The 25,147-nt window shown below is 52.5% G+C and carries 21 protein-coding genes and 4 tRNA genes; 5 read left to right on the top strand and 20 right to left on the bottom strand.

All coding sequences use genetic code 11. The features are described 5' to 3' along the window. Positions 1-189: 189 nt before the first annotated feature. The 10 genes from ACXADJ_RS05905 to ACXADJ_RS05860 form a co-directional block, all read right to left on the bottom strand. Positions 190-2,022 carry a SurA N-terminal domain-containing protein gene (locus tag ACXADJ_RS05905; protein WP_475064041.1) on the bottom strand — a complete coding sequence of 611 codons (1,833 nt, stop codon included), beginning with the start codon at positions 2,020-2,022 and terminating at the stop codon, positions 190-192. A 116-nt stretch (positions 2,023-2,138) separates the two neighbouring features. Beyond that, positions 2,139-2,411: an HU family DNA-binding protein gene (locus tag ACXADJ_RS05900; RefSeq protein WP_028293503.1), complete on the bottom strand. Its 273-nt coding sequence runs from the start codon at positions 2,409-2,411 to the stop codon at positions 2,139-2,141. Between the two features lie 118 nt (positions 2,412-2,529). Beyond that, positions 2,530-4,920 carry an endopeptidase La gene (lon, locus tag ACXADJ_RS05895; protein WP_475064035.1) on the bottom strand — a complete coding sequence of 797 codons (2,391 nt, stop codon included), beginning with the start codon at positions 4,918-4,920 and terminating at the stop codon, positions 2,530-2,532. Between the two features lie 120 nt (positions 4,921-5,040). Next, positions 5,041-6,330 (bottom strand): ATP-dependent Clp protease ATP-binding subunit ClpX, encoded by a 1,290-nt coding sequence (gene clpX / locus ACXADJ_RS05890; protein ID WP_475064031.1) that lies wholly within the window; start codon positions 6,328-6,330, stop codon positions 5,041-5,043. Between the two features lie 88 nt (positions 6,331-6,418). Continuing rightward, on the bottom strand, positions 6,419-7,045 hold the full coding sequence (gene clpP / locus ACXADJ_RS05885) for an ATP-dependent Clp endopeptidase proteolytic subunit ClpP (RefSeq protein WP_475064029.1): 627 nt from the start codon (positions 7,043-7,045) through the stop codon (positions 6,419-6,421). Between the two features lie 119 nt (positions 7,046-7,164). Further along, positions 7,165-8,472 (bottom strand): trigger factor, encoded by a 1,308-nt coding sequence (tig, locus tag ACXADJ_RS05880; RefSeq protein WP_475064026.1) that lies wholly within the window; start codon positions 8,470-8,472, stop codon positions 7,165-7,167. A gap of 185 nt (positions 8,473-8,657) precedes the next feature. Further along, positions 8,658-8,733 (bottom strand) — tRNA-His (locus tag ACXADJ_RS05875). 51 nt (positions 8,734-8,784) lie between these two features. After that, positions 8,785-8,860: transfer RNA gene (locus ACXADJ_RS05870), tRNA-His, on the bottom strand. Between the two features lie 27 nt (positions 8,861-8,887). Then, a tRNA-Arg gene (locus ACXADJ_RS05865) sits at positions 8,888-8,964 on the bottom strand. A gap of 26 nt (positions 8,965-8,990) precedes the next feature. Beyond that, a tRNA-Pro gene (locus ACXADJ_RS05860) sits at positions 8,991-9,067 on the bottom strand. Between the two features lie 755 nt (positions 9,068-9,822). Between ACXADJ_RS05860 and folD the strand changes: the two genes are divergently transcribed. Both folD and ACXADJ_RS05850 read left to right on the top strand, forming a co-directional pair. Then, complete coding sequence (gene folD / locus ACXADJ_RS05855) at positions 9,823-10,677, top strand: bifunctional methylenetetrahydrofolate dehydrogenase/methenyltetrahydrofolate cyclohydrolase FolD (RefSeq protein WP_475064023.1); 855 nt, start codon at positions 9,823-9,825, stop codon at positions 10,675-10,677. Positions 10,678-10,874: 197 nt separating this feature from the next. Then, on the top strand, positions 10,875-11,492 hold the full coding sequence (locus tag ACXADJ_RS05850; protein WP_475064021.1) for a hypothetical protein: 618 nt from the start codon (positions 10,875-10,877) through the stop codon (positions 11,490-11,492). 150 nt (positions 11,493-11,642) lie between these two features. On the opposite strand, the gene cysS is transcribed toward ACXADJ_RS05850, so the two are convergent. Together cysS and ACXADJ_RS05840 are read right to left on the bottom strand one after the other, a co-directional pair. Next, entirely contained in the window at positions 11,643-13,013 is a 1,371-nt protein-coding gene (gene cysS / locus ACXADJ_RS05845; protein WP_475064019.1) for a cysteine--tRNA ligase, read from the bottom strand. Positions 13,014-13,021: 8 nt separating this feature from the next. Further along, entirely contained in the window at positions 13,022-14,692 is a 1,671-nt protein-coding gene (locus ACXADJ_RS05840; protein ID WP_475064017.1) for a glutamine--tRNA ligase/YqeY domain fusion protein, read from the bottom strand. Between the two features lie 190 nt (positions 14,693-14,882). Here ACXADJ_RS05840 and ACXADJ_RS05835 point away from each other — a divergent pair, with 190 nt between their 5' ends. Together ACXADJ_RS05835 and ACXADJ_RS05830 are read left to right on the top strand one after the other, a co-directional pair. After that, positions 14,883-15,377, top strand: a complete 495-nt coding sequence (locus ACXADJ_RS05835; RefSeq protein ID WP_028293494.1) for a peptidylprolyl isomerase — start codon at positions 14,883-14,885, stop codon at positions 15,375-15,377. Between the two features lie 2 nt (positions 15,378-15,379). Beyond that, the gene (locus tag ACXADJ_RS05830) at positions 15,380-16,111 is read left to right on the top strand and encodes a UDP-2,3-diacylglucosamine diphosphatase (RefSeq protein WP_475064014.1); all 732 of its coding nucleotides are present in this window, start codon (positions 15,380-15,382) and stop codon (positions 16,109-16,111) included. A gap of 97 nt (positions 16,112-16,208) precedes the next feature. Here ACXADJ_RS05830 and murB read toward each other — a convergent pair whose 3' ends face one another. The 8 genes from murB to ACXADJ_RS05790 form a co-directional block, all read right to left on the bottom strand. Further along, positions 16,209-17,279, bottom strand: a complete 1,071-nt coding sequence (murB, locus tag ACXADJ_RS05825; RefSeq protein ID WP_475064012.1) for a UDP-N-acetylmuramate dehydrogenase — start codon at positions 17,277-17,279, stop codon at positions 16,209-16,211. 4 nt (positions 17,280-17,283) lie between these two features. Next, positions 17,284-17,784: a low molecular weight protein-tyrosine-phosphatase gene (locus ACXADJ_RS05820; RefSeq protein WP_475064010.1), complete on the bottom strand. Its 501-nt coding sequence runs from the start codon at positions 17,782-17,784 to the stop codon at positions 17,284-17,286. Continuing rightward, complete coding sequence (locus ACXADJ_RS05815; protein WP_475064008.1) at positions 17,784-17,999, bottom strand: Trm112 family protein; 216 nt, start codon at positions 17,997-17,999, stop codon at positions 17,784-17,786. The genes ACXADJ_RS05820 and ACXADJ_RS05815 overlap by 1 nt, the downstream gene beginning before the upstream one ends. Continuing rightward, the gene (gene lpxK / locus ACXADJ_RS05810; RefSeq protein WP_475064006.1) at positions 17,992-18,972 is read right to left on the bottom strand and encodes a tetraacyldisaccharide 4'-kinase; all 981 of its coding nucleotides are present in this window, start codon (positions 18,970-18,972) and stop codon (positions 17,992-17,994) included. Before lpxK ends, ACXADJ_RS05815 begins: the two co-directional genes overlap by 8 nt. Further along, positions 18,969-20,753 (bottom strand): lipid A export permease/ATP-binding protein MsbA, encoded by a 1,785-nt coding sequence (gene msbA, locus ACXADJ_RS05805; RefSeq protein WP_475064004.1) that lies wholly within the window; start codon positions 20,751-20,753, stop codon positions 18,969-18,971. Before msbA ends, lpxK begins: the two co-directional genes overlap by 4 nt. Then, on the bottom strand, positions 20,743-21,165 hold the full coding sequence (locus ACXADJ_RS05800) for an ExbD/TolR family protein (protein WP_028293487.1): 423 nt from the start codon (positions 21,163-21,165) through the stop codon (positions 20,743-20,745). Before ACXADJ_RS05800 ends, msbA begins: the two co-directional genes overlap by 11 nt. Continuing rightward, entirely contained in the window at positions 21,162-21,800 is a 639-nt protein-coding gene (locus tag ACXADJ_RS05795) for a MotA/TolQ/ExbB proton channel family protein (protein WP_028293486.1), read from the bottom strand. The genes ACXADJ_RS05800 and ACXADJ_RS05795 overlap by 4 nt, the downstream gene beginning before the upstream one ends. A 99-nt stretch (positions 21,801-21,899) precedes the next feature. Next, positions 21,900-24,449 (bottom strand): DNA internalization-related competence protein ComEC/Rec2, encoded by a 2,550-nt coding sequence (locus ACXADJ_RS05790; RefSeq protein ID WP_475063998.1) that lies wholly within the window; start codon positions 24,447-24,449, stop codon positions 21,900-21,902. 57 nt (positions 24,450-24,506) lie between these two features. Between ACXADJ_RS05790 and ACXADJ_RS05785 the strand changes: the two genes are divergently transcribed. Next, positions 24,507-25,049, top strand: a complete 543-nt coding sequence (locus ACXADJ_RS05785) for a DUF2062 domain-containing protein (RefSeq protein WP_475063994.1) — start codon at positions 24,507-24,509, stop codon at positions 25,047-25,049. Positions 25,050-25,147 lie beyond the last annotated feature (98 nt).

The following is a 25,147-nucleotide window of genomic DNA, read 5'->3' as shown; positions in this document are numbered from 1 at the left end:
AATTATTCTAATCCATTACCTTTAAGTCAATAGTAACGTTTTATTAATTCCAAATTTTCACTAGTAAAGTGATTGCTGTTCCCGGCATTTCCCAACTGCGGTTACAACAGTAGCAGAGCCGCTAGCAGCCTTCACATTGGATTGATTTCCGACAGACGTAAAAAAGCCCGCTCAAGGCGGGCTTTTCTATCAGGCGTCAGGTTGTTCGATTTCAGTGTGCTCTTTAGCCCATTTGCGATAACCAATTACACCTGCACGAGACAAACGCTGCTCTTCACGCAACAGGGTTTGATCATCAGCAACGATATCCGCCATATCCGGGGTCTGGATGGCATCAACCTTAACCACCACATAACCACCTGGCACCAACGCACTGGCAACCTCACCCCGCTTCAGGCCAAACGCCTTTACCTGACCGGCACGTGGCAGATCATTGCTTTGCATGAAGGTTGTGGTCAGTTCGTTCCAGTCAACCTCGGTATTGCCAGCAACAATTTCGTCTGCTTTGGCCTCAGCCAAATCCAGTGCCTTGCTGCGCTTGATGGCATTTTCTACCTGAGCACGCACCAGCTCCAGCGGCAACGCCGCAGGCTCTTTGTGCTCAGATACCTGGAAAACATACAGACCATCGTCAGTTTCAACCACATCACTCAGCTCAGAGTCCAACAGCACGTTTTCAGCAAATGCCAGCTGACGCACCTGATCGGATGAAGCGAAACCTTCGCCAGCATCACGGGTAAACGCAGGCGTTTCGTTAACAGTCAGACCCAGAGTCTCAGCCAGCTCATCAATAGAGGCCGAAGAGAACGCCAGGTTACCCAGTTCCTGAGACTGCTCCGCCATGTAGAGCTTGGCTTTCTCAGAACGGATGTAGCTTTCCAGCTCGGCTTTCTTGTCGTCGATTGACGCCAGATCCGGACCTTTCACCTCTTCCAGGTCAATGATGTGATAACCGAACTGGGTCTTCACCGGCGCCGAAACGTCGCCGACATTCATTGAGAACAACTGATTTTCAAACTCCGGCACAAACACACCGCGTCCGATAAAGCCCAATTCACCACCCTGCTGGGCGCTGGCAATATCGTCGGAGTTTTCTTTCGCCAGTTCAGCGAAATCCGCGCCGTCGTCCAGCTGTTGCTTGATGGATTCAGCCAATGCCTTGGCATCTGCATCGGAGCGATCGTCGTTTACTTCAATCAAAATGTGACGGGAGCGACGCTGCTCTTTCTGCGACTCTTCAGACACATAGTCCTGATAGGCCGATTCGATGTCTTCTTCGGTTACGTCCTGCTCCGCTTCCAGGGCAGCACGATCGAATCCGGCGTAGCGCACTTTAACGGTTTCAGGGGTCTGGAAGGACTGTTTATTGTCGTCGTAGTAACCCTGAACTTCGTCCTCAGTTACAGCAACGTCAGCCAACATGTCTTCAGAAGCAACCTGAGTCCAGGACAAGGTGCGCAGCTCGCCATTAATCATGGCGGTGTAGCGTGCTTTGAATGGCGTAGCAATATTGGTCAGGCTGACGGCTTGCTGTGCCTGACTGGTTTTCAGGTCATCGGCGAGGCTGGCGCGGAAGGTCATTGGGGTCCAGCCATTCATACGCAGAACACTGATGAATTGTTCCTTGTTGAATTTGCCATCCACCTGAAACGCTGGGATCGACACAATGGCTTCATCAATCACAGTAGGTGCAGCGTACAAACCAAAGGCATCCGCCTGAACCAGATCAACGTTTTGCTGAATCAGCTGCTCAATTGCGGATTGACGCAGCAATTGATCGTTAAACAGGTTTTCGTCGAACTGATTGCCAAATTGACGGCGCAGGTTTTGCTTTTGCTGTTCAACAATGCGCTGAACATCCAGCTCGGAAACCTCGCGGTCACCAACCTTGGCCACGGCATCATCGCCAGAACCCAGGTTTACGATGCTTTCAACACCGAACAGGGCAAATACGATGATGATGAAAAATACGATTACTTTGGCGACGATGCCCTGTGCATTATCGCGCATGGTTTGTAGCATGATTCCTCCAAATTTTTGCTACCGCCATATAAAAAGAGCGCATCCCGGGATGCGCTCTTTTATCCGACTTTCGTTGTTAGTCCAGCCGGACGAACCTTAGCGGTTCTACAGCCAAATCAGTTAACTGCGTCTTTCAGCGCCTTGCCAGGCTTGAAGCCAGGCACTTTGGCTGCTGCGATCTGGATAGGCTGACCGGTTTGTGGGTTACGGCCAGTACGCTCAGCGCGTTCTTTAACCGCAAAGGTACCAAAACCAACCAGAGCAACCTGATCACCGTCTTTCAAAGCGGTGCCAATGCTTTCGATCATGGCGTCCAGTGCACGACCGGCAGCTGCTTTTGGAATATCAGCAGATGCGGCAATGGCATCAATCAGTTCAGACTTATTCACACTTATCCCCTCACTCTGTGCGCAATACTCATTTCTTTATTATGCGAACGGGCGATCGCTACATAAACTTTCAAGAGCGTCGATTTATACCAAGCGGGTTTTACACCGTCAAGCAGCCTCAGTGCGTCTTTGGACGACTTGGCTCATCCTTGGCGGTCGCAGACTCGTCAGCACCCATGATTTGTTCGGACACAGCTTCCGGCTTGCTTTCCAGCGCCAGATCCAGAACCTCATCAATCCAATCAACCGCAATCACCACGAGATCCTGCTTGATGTTGTCAGGAATATCACGCAGATCCTTCTCATTTTCCTTCGGAATAATGACAGTCTTGATACCACCGCGGTGTGCAGCCAATAATTTTTCTTTCAGGCCACCAATGGCAAGTACTTTGCCTCGCAAGGTGATTTCACCAGTCATGGCGACTTCGGATTTCACCGGAATGCCGGTAATCACAGACACCAGTGCTGTTGCCATACCAATACCCGCACTAGGGCCGTCTTTTGGTGTGGCACCTTCAGGTACGTGTACGTGCAGATCGTTCTTTTCAAAGAACTCAGTACTGATACCCATGCCAGCAGCACGGCTACGAACCACAGTCAGCGCCGCCTGGATGGATTCCTGCATCACATCACCCAGAGAGCCGGTTTTGATGATACGGCCTTTACCCGGCGTTGCAGTGGCTTCCAGATCCAGCAGCTCGCCACCGACACTAGTCCACGCCAGGCCTGTTACCTGCCCCACTTCGTTGGTTACTCCAGCCAAACCGTAGCGGAACTTGGAAACACCCAGGTATTCTTCCAGCAGTGCATCGTCGATTACGCGCTCAGACGTGGTTTTGTCGAGCATGTTGGCTTTCACCACCCGACGGCACACTTTGGCAATTTCGCGCTCAAGGCCACGCACACCAGCTTCACGGGTGTAGTGACGAATGATATTGCGCAGCTGTTCTTCAGGCAGATTCAGCTCATTGTCTTTCAGGCCGTTCTGCTTCACCTGTTTTGGCAACAGGTAACGCTGAGCAATGTTTACCTTTTCATCCTCGGTGTAACCCGGGATGCGAATAACTTCCATACGATCCAGCAGCGGACCCGGAATATTCATGCTGTTGGAGGTACAAACGAACATGATGTCGGACAGATCGTAATCCACTTCCAGATAGTGATCCGCGAACGTTGAGTTCTGCTCCGGGTCCAGCACTTCCAGCAAGGCAGATGCCGGATCACCTCGATGATCCATACCCATCTTGTCGATTTCATCCAACAGGAACAGCGGATTACGAACACCGACCTTGGTCATGCGCTGAACCAGCTTGCCCGGCATGGAGCCAATGTAGGTACGACGGTGACCGCGGATCTCGGATTCGTCACGCACACCACCCAAGGCCATGCGAACAAACTGACGATTAGTGGCACGAGCAATGGACTTACCCAGTGAGGTTTTACCCACACCTGGAGGCCCTACCAAACACAGCACTGCACCTTTGACCTTCTTGACCCGGTTTTGAACCGCCAGGTACTCAAGGATGCGTTCTTTCACTTCTTCAAGACCGTAGTGATCGGCATCGAGAATTTCCTGAGCACGAGTCAGGTCGTGATTCAAACGGGAGCGTTTTTTCCAGGGCAGGTTCAGCAACCAGTCCAGGTAGCCACGAACAACGGATGCTTCCGCAGACATTGGCGACATCATGCGCAGCTTGCGCAGCTCGCTTTCGGCTTTTTCCTGGGCTTCCTTGGTCAGACCAACGGATTCAATCTTGTCGGCCAGTTCATCAAATTCGTTGCCGCCATCTTCAAGATCGCCGAGTTCTTTCTGAATGGCTTTCATTTGCTCATTCAGATAGTACTCACGCTGGCTCTTTTCCATCTGCTTTTTAACGCGGCCGCGAATACGCTTCTCGACCTTCAGCAAATCGATTTCGGATTCCATCAGCTCCATCAAGTGCTCTACCCGATCTTTCGGGTCGAACATTTCCAGAACCTCCTGCTTCTCTTCGAGCTTCAGGGAGATATGGGCAGCAATGGTGTCACTCAAGCGACCGATGGTTTCAACACCAGAGATGGTCGACAACACTTCGCTTGGCACTTTTTTGGAAAGTTGAACGTACTGCTCGAAGTGACCGGTCAAAGAACGGGTCAAGACTTCGTCTTCACGCTCACCGATTTCCCGAATGCCAGCTTGCTGAACCTGACCGCGGAATAAATCGCTTTCGTCGATCAGGCGATCGAGAATGGCGCGCTCTTCACCTTCAACCAGCACTTTGACAGTGCCGTCCGGGAGGCGCAGCAATTGCAGAATGGTCGCGATGGTACCAATGGAGTGCAGCTCTTCAGCGCCAGGCTCATCAACCGACGCGTCTTTTTGAGCTACCAGCATAATACGCTTGTCGCCGGCCATCGCCTCTTCCAGCGCATTGATAGACTTCTCACGGCCGACAAAAAGCGGGATCACCATTGCAGGGAAAACAACAACATCGCGCAACGGCAGTAATGGTAAAACTTCTTGATTCATCAGATAACTTTCTCGGCTCTAACGTATAAAGTCAGAGTGGGGGCTAATATTGAGAAATACAAGGGGCGCATAAAGAAAAAGGAGCCATTGGCTCCTTTTTATGCTGGAACGACCTGTTGTTCAGTCGTTTTCAGATGAGGCTTTCTGAACGTCCGCCCCTTCGTAGATCATGATAGGTTCAGCGGTTCCGCGAATTACTGAATCCTCGATCACTACCTTGGCAATGTGTTCTTCGGAAGGCACCTTGTACATGGTTTCCAACAAGGCGTTTTCCAGGATAGAACGCAGGCCACGAGCACCGGTCTTGCGCTCCATCGCCAAATTGGCAATTGCCTCAAGCGCCGAATCACGAATTTCCAGCTCAACATCTTCCATTTCAAACAGCTTCTGGAACTGACGCACCAGAGAGTTCTTGGGTTCAGTCAAGATGCGAATCAAGGCTTCGTTATCCAGCTCATCCAGAGTAGCAACCACTGGCAAACGACCGATAAACTCAGGGATCAAACCGAATTTCACCAGATCGTTTGGCTCCACTTCACGCAGCGCCTGACCAACGGATTTCTCTTCGTTCTTTCCTTTTACCGTGGCAGAGAAGCCAATAGAACTCTTCTCGGAACGGTCACGAATGATCTGATCCAGACCCGCAAATGCACCGCCACAGATAAACAGAATATTGCTGGTATCAACCTGCAGGAACTCCTGCTGTGGATGCTTACGGCCACCCTGAGGCGGTACCGATGCAACCGTACCCTCTACTAGTTTCAACAGCGCTTGCTGTACGCCCTCACCGGACACATCACGAGTGATGGACGGGTTATCAGACTTACGGGAAATCTTGTCGATTTCGTCGACATAGACAATGCCACGCTGAGCACGCTCGACGTCGTAATCACATTTTTGCAGCAGTTTCTGGATGATGTTTTCAACGTCCTCACCCACATAGCCCGCTTCAGTCAGCGTCGTAGCATCTGCAATGGTGAAAGGAACGTTCAGCAGTCGAGCCAGAGTTTCTGCCAGCAGGGTCTTACCGCTACCGGTTGGACCAATCAGCAGGATGTTACTCTTGGAGAGTTCAACATCGTTACCTTTGCCCTCACCAAAGCGCAGACGCTTGTAGTGGTTATACACCGCAACAGACAGAACAATCTTTGCCTTGTCCTGACCGATTACGTATTCGTCCAGAGTCTGGCGAATTTCTTTCGGTGTTGGCAGCTGATCCGAGCCACCTTTGTTTTCAGCTTCCTGTACTTCTTCGCGAATAATGTCGTTGCACAGATCAACGCACTCATCACAAATAAACACCGAAGGCCCGGCAATCAGCTTGCGCACTTCATGCTGACTCTTACCGCAAAAAGAGCAGTAGAGCAGCTTACCGCCGTCTTCGCCTTTGCCTTTAGTCTCGTCGGTCATTCGACTGCCTCATTCTTGATCTTAGCTTTCATATATAGGTGCTACGCCCTGCCGATTCAAGGGCAGAGCGTTACACATGGGACAAATTTCACTCCCCGCGACGGGAAAGAACCTTATCCACCAGACCGTAGGCCATCGCCTCATCAGCGGTCATGAAATTATCTCGTTCGGTATCAGCAGCAACCTGCTCCACATCCTTACCAGTGTGATGCGCCAGAATGGCATTCAGGCGATCCTTGGTGTGCTGGATATTCTTCGCATGAATCTGGATGTCAGTCGCCTGCCCCTGCGCACCACCGCTTGGCTGGTGAATCATCACGCGAGAGTTAGGCACACTGTAGCGCTTGCCTTCGGCACCCGCCGCCAACAGGAAGGCACCCATGCTGCACGCCTGACCAATCACCATGGTGCTCACATCGGGCTTAATGAACTGCATGGTGTCATAAATTGACATGCCAGCAGTAACAGAACCGCCCGGAGAGTTGATGTACAGATGAATATCCTTGTCTGGGTTTTCAGACTCAAGGAACAACAACTGAGCCACTACCAGGTTTGCCATGTGATCTTCAACAGGGCCAACCAAAAAGATAACGCGTTCCTTCAACAAGCGGGAATAAATGTCGTACGACCGTTCGCCGCGAGCTGACTGCTCAACAACCATAGGGACCAGAGCGTCCTGAATGTCACCTGCGCCCTGAGTAAAAATCCCACTCATAATTCCTGCTCCCGTTTCAAATACACATGACTCTCTAACAAAAACAGCCGCAATTAGGGCGGCTGTTTTTGAGTTTAGTCACTGGGGACGACGTTGTCAGTCCCCAAAACCAATCTTTGTTACATCTGATTGGAATTTGCTGCGCGAATCACTTCTTCGTAGCTGGTATCAGCTACTTCAACAGTGGCCGCTGCCAGAATCTTCTCAATCAGCTGATCTTCCAGCGCCAGAGATTCGATCTGAGACTTCTGCTGAGCGTTGCTGGCGTAGAATTCACGCACCTGCTCTGGCTCCTGGTAAGTCTGAGCGATCTCTTCAATCAGTTCGGCAACCTTTTCTTCAGAAGGTTTCATGTCTTCAGCTTCGATTGCAGCGTTCAGCAGCAGACCTACTTTAACGCGGCCTTCAGCCTGACCCTTGAAGATTTCAGCTGGCAGCTGGGAAGCGTCCATCTGACCACCGAACTGTTGAACCGCTTGCTGGCGCAGACGATCGATTTCCTGGTCAACCAGAGCAGCCGGAACATCAACTTCGTTGGCTTCGGTCAGCTGCTGGATAACAGTGTTCTTGGTCAGGGTACGCAGAGCGCGAGTCAATTCGCGTTCCATATTGGTACGGATTTCAGCGCGGAATTCTTCTTCAGTTTTGGATTCAACACCAAAGCTGCTGAAGAAGCCTTCGTTCATTTCTGGCAGTTCACCTTTTTCTACTTTGTGAACAGCAATCTTGAACTGAGCTGGCTTGGCCTTCAGTTCTTCCTTGTGGTAATCCTCAGGGAAGGTTACGTCGATGGTCTTCTCATCGCCCTTGGCGAAACCAACGATGGCATCTTCGAAGCCTGGGATCATGGAGCCGGAACCCAGTTCCAGAGAGTGACCTTCAGCCTTGCCACCTTCAAACGCTTCACCGTCGATGAAACCTTCGAAATCGATGGTTACGCGATCGCCAGATTCAGCGGCAGCGTCAACTTCGTTCCAAACGGTGTTCTGCTTACGCAGGGTATCAACCATTTTCTCCAGGTCTTCATCGGAAACAGAAGCAGTTTTCTGTTCGATGGTCAGTTCAGAGAAATCTTTCAGGGAAACTTCCGGGTAAACTTCAAAAGTCGCCTTGAATTCGAAATCCTTGCCTTCTTCGTCAACAGTCGGCTCAAAGCTAGGCATACCCGCCAGCTTAACTTCCTGATCCTGTACAGCTTTGAAAAAAGATTGCTGCATTTGCTGGTTCAGAGCTTCGTAACGAGCCTGCTTGCCGAACATACGCTTGATAACAGCAGCTGGTACTTTGCCAGGACGGAAACCATCGATACGACGGCCTTTTGCCAGCTGCTTCAGTTCCGCAGTTACTTTCTCTTCTACTTCTGCTGCTGGAATGCCAATAGTCATGCAACGCTGAAGACCAGTGGTTGTCTCGATGGACACTTGCATAGATGCCTCTCAGATAACGTGTTAGTACAGTCACCGGCGGATAACCGCCGTCAAATAACAAAGCCGCGGAGTATAGCGCAAGCCTGTAAACGAATAAAAGGACGAAATGAAGCGGTTATTGAGGCGAGACGAAAGCAGGAGAATAAAGCAAAAACAGAAGAGGAAGCAGAGAAGCTAAGAAGAAGTGGGGTGACCGACGGGGATCGAACCCGCGACAACAGGAATCACAATCCTGGACTCTACCAACTGAGCTACGGTCACCATATTCTGCAAGAGGACAGATTTACCGAACAGGAACTTAACATAAAGAAGTGGGGTGACCGACGGGGATCGAACCCGCGACAACAGGAATCACAATCCTGGACTCTACCAACTGAGCTACGGTCACCACATTGTGCACTGCAGGATGCCTGAATGGCACGCCCGGCAGGGCTTGAACCTGCAACCCTCGGCTTAGAAGGCCGATGCTCTATCCAGTTGAGCTACGGGCGCACGGGCCACTTGTCTTTAAAGAAAAGTGGTCGGGGTAGAGAGATTCGAACTCCCGACATCCTGGTCCCAAACCAGGCGCGCTACCAGACTGCGCTATACCCCGCTGTTTTGCAGACTTGATTTGCTGTCATTGCTGACTGCCCCTCAAGTGCCGCGCATATTATATAGACCTCCCAAGGCCGTCAACCATAAGTTTCAAAAAACTTTAAAAAAATCATCACTTTGGCGCATTTTTGGTTTTTCAGAACAATTAATAATCAGCCCGTGCAAACACTGTGCAATTATCGATTAAACCAGCCACTCAGCAGTAGGGTTTTGCGCCGCCAACACCCAAAAGACCAACATCCTGCTCTAGGGACCCTCTGAAAAACTCTGCACAGCTCTGCGCGAGTTCTGCAGATTGTCAGAACAAGGCGGCGAATGCAGCGGAATGACCAGTCCTTTCCAAATTCGCCAACACCGTTCTGGCAGGCTGCAGGCCGCGCCCTACGGGGATGGCAGGGCATTGCTGACTCTGTGTCGCTGATTTTTGACTTGACCCGTCAGGCCTGCAAATCAGCTTCGTGATTCAGCGTCGCCCTGTCATCCAGAGCGGGCACCGAGTTTTTCAGAGGGTCCCTAGCCCGCCTTCATTTATCCATCGCCCCATCATTTATCTACCATCCACCCACTCATCCATGGGCCCCACTCTCTCCCTCTACTCTCTGTACCTTCCCATACCCTCTTTATATGCCTGAGACTCTCTGAATAACCTTGCACAGCTCCGCGCGAGTTATTCAGAGCGCCCCTGGCTTTGTTTTCCAGCGCCAACATGAGAAAATCCGCGCATCTTTTTATTCCTCCCCACGAGTTATTCGAATGACAGCACAACTGATTGACGGCAAGGCCAAGGCCGAATCCATTCGCACCACTATTCGCCAACGCGTTTCCGAGCGTGTTGAAGCCGGACAGCGTGCACCTGGCCTGGCCGTTGTTCTGGTAGGTGAAGACCCGGCGTCACAGGTATACGTTTCTCATAAGCGCCGCGACTGCGAGCAAGTAGGCATCGCCAGCAAAGCCTACGACCTGCCAGTCACAACCAGCCAGCAAGAATTGATTGAGCTTATTGATACACTGAACCAGGACGACACCGTCGACGGCATTCTGGTGCAACTGCCGCTGCCAGAAGGCCTGAAAGCCGACGAAATCCTGGAACGCATCGCCCCGGACAAAGACGTTGACGGTTTCCACCCATTCAATATGGGTCGTCTGGCTCAGCGCATCCCGCTGCTGCGCCCTTGCACTCCTTACGGTGTTATGGATTTGCTAAACACCTACAACATTGATGCCAAAGGCAAGCGTGCCGTTGTTGTTGGCGCATCCAACATTGTTGGCCGCCCAATGACATTGGAACTGATGCTGGCCGGTGCGACGGTAACCACTTGCCACCGCTTCACTGCCGATCTGGAATACCACGTACGCCAGGCTGAAATTCTGGTTGTTGCGGTTGGCAAACCTGGCATCGTAAACAGCGAGTGGATTGAAGAAGGCACTGTCGTTGTTGATGTGGGCATCAACCGCACCGATGACGGTAAGCTGGTGGGTGATATCGATTTTGATGTTGCGGCTGAGAAAGCCTCTTTCATTACTCCAGTGCCAGGCGGTGTTGGCCCGATGACCCGCGCCAAACTGCTGGAAAACACCCTGTTTGCCTGCGAGAAACTGCACAGCTAAGCCAGCTTGCACTATCTATGGGTAACGAATAAAAAACCGGCGACTGCCGGTTTTTTATGGCCGAAATTCACTAAAACGCGGCCCTGGTCACAAAACTGCATTTCCTGACCCAGAAAAAACTTACAAAGCGATAAACACCAATAATGCAGCGACACCGCTGAGATATCCTGCGGCTTTTAGCAGTAAGGATGCCCTCAATGCCTACCACACCCGTCAGCAGCTCCAAAGCAACCAGCACCTTAAAGGACAAGGTCACCAACGCGGATCACTCCGACCTGAAAACCTCCGGATTCTGGATCAGCCAAATGCTGATGATCGCAGCCACGATTATCGGCGTTTATCTGGCCGCCCAAGCTGGTCTGGAGCAAGCCATCGCCTTTGACGACATCACCAGCAAGCAATCCAACTACTACTTACGCCGTTCGCTGTACCAGGAAGTGTCGTCCAATGTCACCATGCTGCGCAGCTACAACAAGGAATATTTCAGCCGCGCGATTCCAAAGTCCCAGCTCAAACAACACACGCCAACGTTGCGACAGTTCGTTTGGAGATCCATGGAAAACTCCCCCGCCACACTGGAAACGCCCAGCTACTTTCTGACCGAGGTTCAGGATTTCTATGCTGAGACCGATGCCCTGATTGAATTGGGAGTAGCCCGGGTGTATGGCGCAAGCCATGCAGGCAAGCTAATGACCGAGCAACTCGACCATATTGCAAACGACGTACTGCCAAAACTCGCCAATGACGTAAACACCCTGGCAGCAGAACTACGTGAGGCAGGCATCAGTACTAACGAGGAAGACCTCGGGGTTTGATTTGTGGTGCTTGACAGCCAAGCACCACAAATCACTCACAAACCACAGACTCAAAACCCCTCTCCAATACTGGCTTTTGACACACCCGAAAACAAAAAACCGGCACGAAGCCGGTTTTTTGTTTTACGGAAGAGAACAGGCAAAGCCTGCTTACTGCTTGATCCAGGTGGTTCCTTCCGGACCGTCCTTCAGGGTAATACCCTTGGCAGCCAGTTCGTCACGAACAGCGTCCGCCGTGGCGAAGTCTTTGGCCTTCTTGGCATCAGCGCGCTTCTGGATCATTTCTTCAATCCATCCAGCTTCGTCACCTGCACCTGCCTGGAAGAAAGCTTTCGGATCAGATTGCAGACAACCCAGCACACCACCCAAATAACGCAGCTGACCAGCCAAAGCTGCTTGCTCGTCACCACTCGCCTTATTGATTTCGCGAGCCAACTCGAACAGCGCTGCGATGGCTTCAGGAGTGTTGAAGTCGTCGTCCATAGCTTCATGGAAACGAGTTGAAAACTCGTTATCCAGATCGGCCACTTCGCCCACCTCCACACCGTCGAGTGCATTGTAGAAACGCTCCAGACGAACCTGAGCTTCTTTCAGGCTATCTTCGCTGTAGTTAATCGCACTGCGATACTGGGAAGACAGCAGCAAGAAACGCACAACCTCGGCAGGATATTTATCCAGAATTTCGCGAATAGTGAAGAAGTTACCCAATGACTTGGACATCTTCTCGCCATCAACACGAACGGCACCCGCGTGCATCCAGGTATTTACAAACTTACAGCCGTTAGCTGCTTCTGACTGGGCAATTTCGTTTTCATGGTGCGGGAACTTCAGGTCCGGGCCGCCACCATGAATATCGAAGGTGTCACCCAGGCAGCACTTGGACATAGCGGAGCATTCAATGTGCCAGCCCGGACGACCAATACCCCAAGGAGAATCCCAGTGCGGCTCTTCCGGCTTGGCTGCTTTCCAAAGCACAAAATCCAGCGGATCTTGTTTGTGCTGCTCAACGTCAACACGAGCACCGGCTTCCAGCTCATCCAGAATCTTGCCAGACAGCTGGCCATAGCCTTCAAACTTGCGAACCGAGTAATACACATCGCCGTTATCCGCCGCGTAGGCAAAGCCTTTTTCAATCAGGCTTTCAACCAGCGCAATGATGTCGCCCATGTGAGCCGTAGCACGTGGCTCGGCATCAGGGGCTTCAATGCCCAGCAGCTCGGAATCCTTGTGCATTTCAGCAATGAAACGCTCAGTCAGCGCATCAAACGCTTCGCCATTTTCGTTGGCACGCTTGATGATTTTGTCATCGATATCCGTGATGTTACGAATGTAATTTACATCGTAGCCACGGTGACGCAGATAGCGGGCAATGACGTCAAAGGCCACCATGACTCGCGCATGACCCAGGTGACAGAAGTCATAAACCGTCATGCCACAAACGTACATACCTACTTTGCCAGCAACCAGGGGTTTGAACTCTTCTTTCTGTCGGGACAGCGTATTAAAAATCTTTAAAGTCATGGACTTACTTATGCCTTTTGAAGTGCTTTATCTTCACGCAAACCAATGGTCAGGTTGAACACCGGCTGCTCGGAAGTGTGATCGAAACGGTCAGCTACGTAGTAGCCTTCACGCTCGAACTGGAAATTGCTTTCCGGAGTAACGTTCGCCAGAGCAGGTTCTACCCAGCCCTTGGCAATCACCAGAGATTCCGGATTGATGTGCTCTTTGTAGTCAGCATCGCCCTTGTCTGGCGTCGGATTGTTAAACAGGCGCTGATACAAGCGCAGCTCAGCTTCAACTGCATGAGAGGCCGACACCCAGTGAACCACACCTTTTGGCTTGATGCCGTCTTCCGGGTCAACACCCAGAGTATTCTCAATCAGCTTGGCGCGCACCAGCGTGACTTCGCCAGCGTCGTTCTTGTCGTAGTCCAGAGCTTCCAAAACGTAGCCCTGACGCAAGCGGATACGGTTACCCGGCGTCAGCTTCTTCTTGAATTTCTTGCTGTACTCTTCTTTGAAGTCACCCGCATCAATCAGGATTTCACGTGTGAACGGCATCTCGCGCGTACCCAAATCCAGCTCAGGGTGATAAGGCGCGGTCAGCTGCTCCAGATGATCTTCTGGCAGATTTTCGATAACCACTTTCAGCGGGTTGATCACGCACATGGCGCGCGGCGCATTCTTGTTCAGATCATCACGAACTGCGTGCTCCAGCATGGCCACATCAACCATGCCGTCGCTGCGGGTCACACCGATCATTTCACAGAAGTTGCGCACGGAACGCGGGGTAAAACCACGACGACGCATACCGGAAATGGTAGGCATACGCGGATCGTTCCAACCGGTAACCACTTCATCGTCTACCAGAGCTTTCAGCTTACGCTTGGAGGTAACGGTATAATCCAGATTCAGGCGGCCAAACTCGTACTGTTTTGGCTGTGCTGGCACTGGCAGGCTATCAATAAACCATTCGTACAGCGGACGATGGTCTTCAAATTCCAGCGTACACACAGAGTGGGTCACGCCTTCGATGGCATCGGACTGACCGTGGGTGAAGTCATACGTCGGGTAGATGCACCACTTGTCACCCGTCTGGTGATGGTGAACCTTACGAATACGGTAAATGATCGGGTCACGCAGGTTCATGTTGCTGGACGCCATATCGATCTTGGCACGCAGAACACACGCGCCTTCGTCAAATTCGCCCAGACGCATTTTTTCAAACAGTTCCAGGTTCTCGTTAACAGAACGATCACGGAACGGGCTGTTTTTGCCAGGCTCGGTCAGAGTGCCACGATAGGTACGGGCATCTTCCGGGCTCAGATCACACACATACGCCTTGCCGGCCTTGATCAGCTCAACGGCCCACTGATGCAGCTGGTCGAAATAATCCGATGCAAAGCGAATATCACCCTGCCACTGGAAACCCAGCCACTGCACGTCTTCCTTGATGGCGTTGATGTATTCCTGGCTTTCTTTTTCCGGATTGGTGTCATCGAAACGCAGGTTACAGCCACCGCCGAACTGCTCGGCCACGCCGAAGTTCAGACAGATGGATTTGGCATGGCCAACATGCAGGTAGCCATTCGGCTCTGGCGGGAATCGGGTCACTACCCGCTCAACTTTGCCAGAAGCCAGATCTTCTTCGATGATTTTGGCAACAAAATTGTTACCACGTGCTGGAACGTCGGTCATAAACACCCTAACAACATGTATCCGGACAGGCTCACATGCGAACAGATGACTGGATGCAGCCAATGGCGCTGTAAGCCCGTAAAAAAGGCGCTATTATACCCGCCCGCAGGTAATAACGTTACCTGATTATTGAACGAATTCCACAACTCGCATTGGTTTTGGCCAATGCCCTGCACCGGATATAACCAGTATGATTCTGTTAAAAACCAACTTCGGCGACATCAAGATTGAACTGAACCACGAGAAAGCGCCTAACACAGCCGCCAACTTCGAAAGCTACGTCAAAGATGGTTTTTATGACGGCCTGATTTTTCACCGCGTCATCGACGGCTTCATGATCCAGGGTGGCGGTTTCACTCCAGACATGGGCGAAAAGCCAGAAGGCAAAGCGCCAATCGAGAACGAAGCCGACAACGGCTTGGCCAACAAAGCCGGCACCATCGCCATGGCCCGCACCATGGACCCACACTCCGCCAGCTCCCAGTTCTTCATCAACGTTTCTGACAACGACTTCCTGAACCACACCGCCAAGAACATGCAAGGCTGGGGTTACTGCGTATTCGGTGAAGTGGTTGAAGGCATGGATGTGGTTAACCGCATCAAAGCTGTTAAGACCACGTCCAAAATGGGCCACCAGGACGTTCCTGCCGAAGACGTGATCATCGAGAAAGCGGAAATCGTTTAATCATGGCTGTTTACTTCATTTCTGATCTGCACCTGAACCTTCAGCAACCAGCCATGACAGCCGGTTTTCTGAACTATCTGAAATCCCTGAACGATGCAGAGCGACTGTACATTCTGGGCGATTTCTTTGAGGCCTGGATCGGCGATGATGTATCCACTCCATTGAACGACGCCGTCGAACAGGGCCTGAAAGCCCTGTCCGACAGCGGCTGCCAACTGTTCATCATGCATGGCAATCGCGACTTTCTGATTGGTAACGCCTTCTGCCAGCGCACAGGCGCCACACTGATTGACGAAAACACCGTCATTCAACTGGGCGACCTGCAAGTGCTATTACTGCACGGCGACCACCTCTGCCTTGACGATGTCGAGTACCAGAAGGTACGCCTGATGCTGCGCAACCCAGCTTGGCAAGCGGACTTTTTGTCGAAAACGATTCCCGAGCGAATTGAATTTGCCAAACAGGCCCGCGACCAAAGCAAGGCCAGCGGCCAAATGAAAGCCGATGACATCATGGATGTTACCCAAAGCGCAGTTGACGATGCCTTGAGTCAATCCAACACCCGGATCATGATTCATGGTCACACCCACCGCCCCAAGGTTCACGAATGGGAACTGGATGGCCAGCAGCGTCAGCGCTGGGTATTGGGCGACTGGTCTGAAAGCCAGGGTTGGCAAATTCGCTGGACTGAGTCTGATGGTTTGCAACTGAACCAGTTTGATCTGAGTAACTAATGCTCACTCAGAATAGGCCGAAACATCGTTAGAACGCCAGCAAAGAAAAAGCCCCGGTCGCAAAACGATCGGGGCTTTTTTGATTCTGTGGCAAGCGTTAGCTTAACGAGCCAAACAATTGCGGCTCACGCTCCAGCGTCACACCGAATATCGCCTGCACATCAGCAATGATCTGATCACTTACATCCAACACCTCATCCAAAGTGGCGCCCTGCCGGGCAACCAACACCAAGGCTTGCTGATCGTGCATGCCGATATGACCTGATACACGCCCTTTCCAACCGGCTTTTTCAATCAGCCAGCCAGCCGCCATTTTGATCTTGCCCGGCTCGTCAACCGGGTAACCCGGCACAGACTCAAACCGGCCCAAGATAACGGTATAAACTTTTTGGTCAACCACAGGATTCTTGAAGAACGACCCTACATTGGCAATCACCGCCGGATCGGGCAATTTCGACTGCCGAATAGACACCACAGCATCAATTAAGGCACTTGGCGTCGGCAGCTTCTCAGTGAATTGGGCGTTCAACGGCGCGTATTCAATGTTCGGCTGAAACTGCTTTTTTAACCGAAACGCCACCCGGCAGATCACGGCATCACCCAGCAGAGCTTGCTTGAAGACCGAATCCCGATAGCCAAACTGGCATTCAGCCGCCATCATGCGCCGCTGAGTGCCCATGGAAAGCTGATAAACATCGACAAATTCAATAAGCTCAGCCACCTCAACGCCATACGCGCCAATGTTCTGAACCGGGGCCGCACCCACCGAGCCGGGAATCAACGCCAGATTTTCGAGCCCATGGCCATATTCAAGACTGGCCAACACCCAGTCATGCCAGACAACCCCCGCATCCACCGCAACAAGCACCGAATCAGCGTCTTGCTCCAGCACTAAAATGCCGGTCATTCCCGATTGGACAACCAGCCCCTCAATATGAGGTAACGGCAGCACATTACTGCCGCCACCCAATACGAAGAATGGCAACGATTGAGACTCGGCCCAGCGGTGCAAATCAGCTAACTGCTGTGTTGATTGGAAGCGGCTGAAATAGGCCGCACGAGAAGGAAGTTTCAGCGTGCATTGATCAGTCAGATCAACGCCTCTCTGAAGACCAAGACTCCGAACGCCAGATTTATTGAACGATGAGGACGTAAAAGTAGATTGCACAGGATTACATCCGCGCCTGTATATCTGCCAGCAAACCGGTTGCGGCAGACTCGATCAAATCCAGCACATGTTCGAAGCCCTGATCGCCACCGTAATATGGGTCTGGCACTTCAACTTCATCAAACTCATCAGCAGCAAAACTCAGAAACAGCCGCACAACCTGATCCTGTTTGATGCCTGACTCCGACAATCCCGACGCCAGCCCGTGAATATCAGCCATGTTGCTGCGATCCATCGGCAGTATGTAGTCGTAAAAACCAAAGTCCTCGAGGGTCAGCTGGCGCGCCCGCAAGGAGTCCAGCTGATAGCCCCTGCTAGCTGCCGCCGTCGTGGCTCGACGATCCGGCTTTTCACCAACGTGCCAACCACCGGTGCCGCAAGAATCGACTTCAATCTGGTCGGCCAGACCGGCGTCCGCAACGCGTTTGAGAAACACACCATGAGCAGTGGGCGACCGACAGATATTACCCAAACAAACAAACAGCACCCGAATCGGACGATCCATTATTCGCCTGCACCCGCTTTGGCGCTATCAGAACGCTCGATCTTTTCTTCAGCAGACAGGCGACGTGCTTCACCTTCCAGCATCACAGGCACGCCATCACTTATTGGAAACGCTATACCATCAAAGGTGCAAATCAGTTCCTGGGCGTCTTTTTCATACTTCAGTTTGCCCTTGCACACAGGACACACCAACATGGCCAGCAATTGCTTATCCATTTCTTTTTTCTCCCCAGGTAGTCAGTAGCTTGTCGAGTTTACGGCGGGTGGCCTTGTTGAACACCGGATCAACCGGCACAAACCAGGCATTGTCCTCTACCAGACCCCGACATTTCACCCAATCCTTTTCAGTCATAACAATTGGGTGTTCATCTTCAAATTTCAGGTCATCAGCCACAAAGGGGTGATGATCTCCGAACGCATGTTCGATTGGCTCCATCCCCATATCACGCAGGGTTTGGAAAAAGCGGCCAGGATTGCCAATGCCAGCAACCGCATGCACTTTCTGTCCTTGCAGCGCCGAAGGCTCCATCTCACTCAGGGTTTTGGCATTTTTTAGCCCCTGAGGCTCCAGCACAAAATCTTCGCCGTTACGGATCACGCAATCTACGTTTTGCAAACGGGCGGCGGGCTCACGCAGCGGGCCAACCGGCAACAACCAGCCATTACCCAGCCCACGCTTGGCATCCACCACAACGATTTCGGCCACACGAGGCATGGAGTAATGCTGCAATCCGTCATCGCTCAGAATGATATCGACCTTACCGGTCAATGCTTCAACCGCCCGACGACGAACCGGATCAACCACAACAGGACAACCAAGGCGGTTGTGTAGCAACCAGGGTTCGTCACCACACTGGGAGATCAGCGTGTCTTGCCCCACCCATAGCGGGTACTTGTCCGACTTGCCGCCGTAACCCCGACTGACAATACCCACAGTCAGGCGCTGAGCATGGGCACGCTCGACCAACCAGGTGATCAACGGAGTTTTGCCAGTACCGCCAACACTGACGTTACCGACCACAATCACAGGTGCGTGCACAGCCTTGGGTGGAAACAGGGCGTAAACCACCTGACGAACCAGCACTACCAACCAGAACAGCCAATGCAGCGGCAACAGCCAAATGTTATGCCAGGCGGACTTGTACCAACCCTGCTCTATCGATGACTTCACGCGGTCAAACAAACTCATCCGGCATCACCCGATGCTTCGGCACTGAACTGCATTTGGTGCAATTGGTAGTAAACACCCTGGCGAGCCAGCAATTCATCGTGAGTGCCGTCTTCGACTACGCGGCCACTGTCCATCACCAGAATACGATCAACGCTTTCAATGGTGGACAGACGGTGCGCAATCACAAAGGTGGTTCGACCCTTCATCACTTCTTCCATCGCGGCCTGAATGTAGCGCTCCGAACCGGTATCCAGCGCTGACGTTGCCTCATCCAGCACCAATACCGGTGCGTTCTTGAGGATCGCCCGAGCGATGGCAATGCGCTGACGCTGACCACCAGACAACAACACACCGTTGTCACCCAACTGCGTGTCGTAGCCATAAGCCAGCTGATCAATAAATTCATCGGCATGAGCCGCTTTGGCCGCCGCACGAATTTCTTCATCAGAACAATGACGCAGTGCGCCATAGGCAATGTTTTCTTTCACTGTGCCATCAAACAGCGTGACCTGCTGACTGACCAGCGCAATTTGAGAGCGCAGGTTTTCAAGCGTCAGCTCATTGATGTTTTCACCGTCGAAACGAATTTCACCCGAAGTCACATCGTAAAAGCGCGGCAGCATGCTCACCAGACTGGTCTTGCCACTGCCTGACTTGCCCACCAGAGCCACCGAAGTGCCCGGCTGAATATCGACACTGACGTGATCCACCGACGGCACATCAGAGTTGCCATACACCAGCGATACATCACGGAATTCCACACGCCCGGCCACACGACCCAGCTCCTTGGTGCCGTTGTCATTTTCTTCCTTGGCGTCCATCACATTAAAAATGGACTCAGCTGCCGCCATGCCACGCTGAATAACCGCATTGACGTCGCTCAAAGAGCGCAGCGGCTTGGCGATCAGGGATGCTGCAGTAATGAACTGGAAGAAATCCGCACTGCCCATCGATCCGGACACCACCCGCTGGAACATGATAAATACCATCACCCCAAGACCAATCGACACGATTTGCTGCGTCAGGGGCACACTCACCGCACTGGTAAAATCGAACTTCAGTGCCTGCTTCTTGTTGTAGGCACTGGCCTTCTCGAAGCGGCTTTGTTCGTAGTCGATGGCACCAAAAGCGCGAACGTCGCGGTAACCCTTGATGGAATCATTAGTAACCTGCGTCACATTGCCAACCGAGTTTTGCACCCGGCGGCTATAGCGACGAAAGAACCGACTGGCCATGGCCACGACGGCAACGATGAATGGCACCAACACCAAAAACACCAGCGTCAGCGTGGCATCCAGGTAAATCAGATAGCCCATCAGGAAAATAACAGTCAGACCTTCCTGCACTACAGTGGTCAGAGCGCGAGTGGACGCCCCCGTGACCTGATCGACATCAAACGTGACGCGGGAGATCAGGCGGCCGCTGGATTCAGAGTCGTAGTAACTGCTCGGCAGCCTGCTCATTTTATTGAACAGATCGACGCGCAGTGAGTGCACGACGTTACGGCCAACAATCGCAATGAAGTACTTACCAAGAAAGGTACCAATACCCCGATAGAAGAAGGTACCCATCAGGAAAAAGATAACGGTATAAACCTTGGCATCGGTTGGATTACTCAGCGTATCGTCAACCATGCCCATCAAATGGGCCAATACCGGTTGGGCCGAGGCAAACAACGCCAGGCCGATGATGGACACAAAAAACGCCGCCTTGTGTGGCCAAACATACTTCAGTAGTCGGCCATACAGTTCGCGGGTATTTGCGTCCGGGGAAGGTTTGCGGTCTTTTTTAACGCTCATCCGGGTCCTGCTGTGTGGTGATGCTCAAGTTAACCAGCCCAAGCTGGCCTGCCGCATCCATGGCTTTTACCACGGCACCGTGCGGTGCTTTGGTATCAGCGGTAATCACGACGGGGGCGGATTCACGACCATTCAGGGTCTTGTGAATCGCGCGACGCAAGGTATCCAACTGCTGGTTCACCAGCGACTGGGCATTTACCTGATACGTTCCCTCGGCCGAAACCACAATTTCGATAGCTTCTGCTGGCGCATTGGAAGGCTCAGCACTGGCCTCCGGCAGATCGATGTTCAGATGGCTTTCTTCCTTGAAGGTGGTAGAAACCATGAAAAAGATCAGCAGCAAAAACACAATGTCGATCAATGGCGTGAGGTTAACCGTGACCTCCTCTCGCCGCTGGCGTTTGAAGTTCACTTTTTAACCTCAGCGCTACCATCAACCACTTCACGATCACCGTGCAGAACGTCCACCAGCTTGAGGGCTTCCTGCTCCATAAACACGACAATTTCATCAACCCGACGTTGCAGGGTGCGGTGACACGCCAGCGCTGGAATGGCAATAATCAAACCCGCAGCGGTGGTCACCAGCGCCTCGGAAATACCACCAGCAAACAAGCCAGCGTTACCCGTACCCTGAATCATGATTTCGTTGAATACCTTGATCATGCCGATCACAGTACCCAGCAAGCCCAGCAGCGGTGCGATGGCAGCAATGGTGCCCAATGCGTTCAGGTAGCGTTCCATTTCGTGGATTTCCTGAGACGCCACTTCCTCGATGCTTTCTTTCATGATGTCGCGGCCGTGACGGGAATTAACCAGGCCCGCCGCCAAAACACGTCCAAGCGAACTGCTGTCCTGCAGTTCTTTAATGCGTTCCGCATTCAACTGTTTGCCCTTCATCCAGCCCCACACCTGAGCCAACAGATCGGCCGGTGCAATTTTGGACGGACGCAGGGTCCAGAAACGCTCAACGCTGATTGCCAGTGCCAGTACCGAACAGATAATGATCGGCACCATCATCCAACCACCACTCTGGATGATCTCGAACATGGAAACGCTCTCCGTAAGTCAATTTGCGCGCTACTCTAGCACAAGCCAATTCGAACAAGTAAGACTGAGCGCAAGCTCAATAGAACTGCGCCCGGCAGTTTATCGGCTCTGCCGCCAGGGCGGCTGCCAAACTGATGAAAAGGTGTGCAATTTGCCGTCGGCTGCAAGGGAAATCAGCCCCGTTTTCCAGCTGAGATAGACAACACTATCTGACAAGCGTTCGATAACCTTTGGGTGAGGATGTTTATAGGGATTGCCAAAGCCCGCAGAGACAATGACCTGAGCCGGATTTACCACCGCAATGAAATTCTTATGCGAACTGGACCCACTGCCGTGATGACCTGCCACCAGCACATCGGACGCCAGTTCATCACCGTACACATCCACCAGGTGCCGCTCCACCGAGGTTGAAATATCCCCCGGCAACAGCACATGAACCTGACCAAGCCTTAATTGCATAACACACGAACTGTCATTGCCATTCTGTCGTTTGCGTTCAGCAACCGGAAAGAACCGATAGTCCAACCCACCCAACGAATGCCACAGCGTCGTCCCCTGTTTGTGGCAAGACATCATGTGGGATTCCACCAGCGAATGCTGGCGCTGTGGTAAAAGCGGCAAATACTCAATGGCGGACTCACCTCCCACCAACTGTTGTCGACCCCGTTGAATATCATTCTGGTAACGTTGCAGCCAGGCCGACAAACCACCGGCGTGATCTTTGTCGGCGTGACTCAGCACCAAGGTATTTACCTCTGCGTGCGAATGACTGTCCAGGCGTGGAATCAACACACGCTCAGCGATTGAAAACCCATCGCGATTGCCATAGCCCAGATCGTAAACCAACGAACCCTCACGACCACTCGCTATAACAGCCAACCCCTGCCCAACATCCAGTAAATACACTCCAACGGGATTCTGCCGCGGCGCTAATACCAACATGACCAGCGCTATCACTTGCATCAGAGTCAGCCATACCGGCGACACCAGCCTTGAAGCCAACACAACCAGTAACAGCCAGCCGAGCACACCGGGCCAAGGCAGTTGATACAGCACGGACCACTGCAAGCTGGCGAACCATTGCAGCAGCTGCCACCAGAACCCATCCAGAAATCCCCAGATAACATCGAGCCAGCCTATGATCAGCTCCGTACCTGGCGCACTTCCGATAACGCCCCCAAACAGCGCTCCGCACAGCATTTTAGACAGTGCAGAAAGCAAGGCCGTCAGCAGCGCCGCGGGTAACAGCAACAGGGTCATCAAGGGAATACAAATCAGATTGGCAACCACCGACACACTGGGCTGACCGGTATTAACGAGCAGCAACAGCGGCACCAGTCCCACAAACACCAGCCATTGAGGCACCAACGCAGCACCCATAACCGTTAACCGACGCCCTCGTAGCAACATCAGCAAAAGAGCAACCGCACCAAACGACAACCAGAACCCAGCGGCCATGAACATCATGGGATTGACCCACAAGACCACCGCCACGGCCACAGAAATCGCCAGAGGCACCGGCACTCGCAGCCCGCGCTGCCATACAAACAACCCGACCAGCACCATCAACCAGGATCGTATCAAGGCGATTCCCGCCCCAGCCAGCAACACAAACGCCGCCGACAGCATGACCACCAGCACAATTTGAAGCCAATGCCGCCAACCGACCTTCAAAGGAACAAACAGCCCCACTACTCGAAGCAGAATTGAAACCAGCCCGACGACGGCCAGCACAACCATGCCCATATGCAGCCCGCTGACCACCAGCAAATGCACGGTTCCTGTTTGCTTGGCCAGATGCCAGTGTTCGCTATCAAAGGCATCTTGCTGACCAAACACCAAACCTTTCACCCAGCGCTGGGCATTGTCTGGTAGCGGATCAATCAAAACCGTCTGAGCCTGAGAACGAAAAGCCTCCACCAGCCCAACCCATTGCTGATGCAGCGACGGCCTGATGACTTGCTCTGACAAACGAATCCCGCCTGCTCTGGCAACGACATAGCCCCGCGCATCCAGACCTTTCTGGATCGCCCAGGCCTCATAGTCGAAGAACAAGCCATTCAACATCGCAAACGGCGCACGAAGCCTGACGGTAGCCGTAATGTGATCACCGGCTTGCATCCGAAAGGCCGAGCGATACAACGACAGGTCCAGCTTACGAACAGAGACTTCCGGACAATCAATCCAGTGATCGACCACCACACGAGCTTTCTGTCGGGCAAGAATGAACGGCGTATAGCCGTTACCGGAAGCGTGGTGAATATCGGTATTTTGGTAGGGAGAAGTACTTTGGGGTTGGGGCTCTACCGATTCAATCCAGAACACGCCCCGGCATTGAATGCGATCCAGCGACGGCGGTAGTCGATGCTGCAATTGCTGCTGTAGCCACATATGCCCCCGAACCACAGAAACAACCAGAATCAGCAACACGGCAAGAATCAGCCAGGGACGGTTTAGAAAACGAGTTAAACAGCGCTGTAAAAAGCCCGGTGCACGAACAGTCCGTCCAGGTCGCAAAGCCACAAAAAATGCGAACAAAACCGCAGTAAACACACCCAACAGCGGCAGCCAAAGCCATTGGGCCAATAGCTCGGAGAGGAGGACGCCAACAATGACACCCAACGCAGCAGTCAGAAACAGGTATTCCATTGCCACTCCATGGCAGAGTCGGCATAATCGCGCCGCATTGCATTAACGGCCGGTTTCATGCCCAAGAAATTTTTCAAACGCGTCTTTCCAAGTCCGGAAGACATTCAGGCCAATAAGTCCCTGAGCTTTTTGGCGCCCTTGTTTGCCAATCCCAATCTATGGCATCTGAATCGCCGTTCGGTATCCCGTGCCTTTATGGTTGGCTTGTTCGCTGCCTTTTTGCCGATGCCGTTCCAAATGGGCATCGCCGCCCTGTTCGCCTTTTGGGCCAACGCCAATGTGCCCATTTCCGTTGGGCTGGTTTGGGTAAGCAACCCGATTACGATACCACCGCTGTTTTACGGCACCTATCTGTTTGGCACCTGGATTCTGAACTCGCCGCACCGCGAGTTTCACATTGAATTGACCGTCGACTGGGTGCTATCGGAGCTGTCGCAAGTGTGGGAACCGTTACTGGTTGGCTCACTGGCAGCAGGCATTATTGCCGGCGTGCTGGGTTACGTCATTGTTGACTGGTTCTGGCGCAAGCACGTATGGGATAGCTGGAAGAAGCGTAAGCATCGGTTTGGCCGGACCGACTCGCAAAACCAGTCCAAATAAGCCCACTCGGCAAACACGACATTCCAAACAACAAAAAGCCCGCTGATGAAGATCACCAGCGGGCTTTTTTATACAGTTTGCTTTTTGCAGTAAGCGTC

The sequence above is a fragment of the Oceanobacter sp. ABM4_470 genome, assembly GCF_056158645.1.
This window is presented reverse-complemented; position numbering and strand designations above follow the sequence as displayed.

Coding starts and splice junctions, on each gene's coding strand:
- ACXADJ_RS05905 (WP_475064041.1), bottom strand. CDS start 2,022: ATGCTACAAACCATGCGCGATAATGCACAGGGCATCGTCGCCAAAGTA.
- lon (WP_475064035.1), bottom strand. CDS start 4,920: ATGAATCAAGAAGTTTTACCATTACTGCCGTTGCGCGATGTTGTTGTT.
- clpX (WP_475064031.1), bottom strand. CDS start 6,330: ATGACCGACGAGACTAAAGGCAAAGGCGAAGACGGCGGTAAGCTGCTC.
- clpP (WP_475064029.1), bottom strand. CDS start 7,045: ATGAGTGGGATTTTTACTCAGGGCGCAGGTGACATTCAGGACGCTCTG.
- tig (WP_475064026.1), bottom strand. CDS start 8,472: ATGCAAGTGTCCATCGAGACAACCACTGGTCTTCAGCGTTGCATGACT.
- folD (WP_475064023.1), top strand. CDS start 9,823: ATGACAGCACAACTGATTGACGGCAAGGCCAAGGCCGAATCCATTCGC.
- ACXADJ_RS05850 (WP_475064021.1), top strand. CDS start 10,875: ATGCCTACCACACCCGTCAGCAGCTCCAAAGCAACCAGCACCTTAAAG.
- cysS (WP_475064019.1), bottom strand. CDS start 13,013: ATGACTTTAAAGATTTTTAATACGCTGTCCCGACAGAAAGAAGAGTTC.
- ACXADJ_RS05840 (WP_475064017.1), bottom strand. CDS start 14,692: ATGACCGACGTTCCAGCACGTGGTAACAATTTTGTTGCCAAAATCATC.
- ACXADJ_RS05835 (WP_028293494.1), top strand. CDS start 14,883: ATGATTCTGTTAAAAACCAACTTCGGCGACATCAAGATTGAACTGAAC.
- ACXADJ_RS05830 (WP_475064014.1), top strand. CDS start 15,380: ATGGCTGTTTACTTCATTTCTGATCTGCACCTGAACCTTCAGCAACCA.
- ACXADJ_RS05820 (WP_475064010.1), bottom strand. CDS start 17,784: ATGGATCGTCCGATTCGGGTGCTGTTTGTTTGTTTGGGTAATATCTGT.
- ACXADJ_RS05815 (WP_475064008.1), bottom strand. CDS start 17,999: ATGGATAAGCAATTGCTGGCCATGTTGGTGTGTCCTGTGTGCAAGGGC.
- lpxK (WP_475064006.1), bottom strand. CDS start 18,972: ATGAGTTTGTTTGACCGCGTGAAGTCATCGATAGAGCAGGGTTGGTAC.
- msbA (WP_475064004.1), bottom strand. CDS start 20,753: ATGAGCGTTAAAAAAGACCGCAAACCTTCCCCGGACGCAAATACCCGC.
- ACXADJ_RS05795 (WP_028293486.1), bottom strand. CDS start 21,800: ATGTTCGAGATCATCCAGAGTGGTGGTTGGATGATGGTGCCGATCATT.
- ACXADJ_RS05790 (WP_475063998.1), bottom strand. CDS start 24,449: ATGGAATACCTGTTTCTGACTGCTGCGTTGGGTGTCATTGTTGGCGTC.
- ACXADJ_RS05785 (WP_475063994.1), top strand. CDS start 24,507: ATGCCCAAGAAATTTTTCAAACGCGTCTTTCCAAGTCCGGAAGACATT.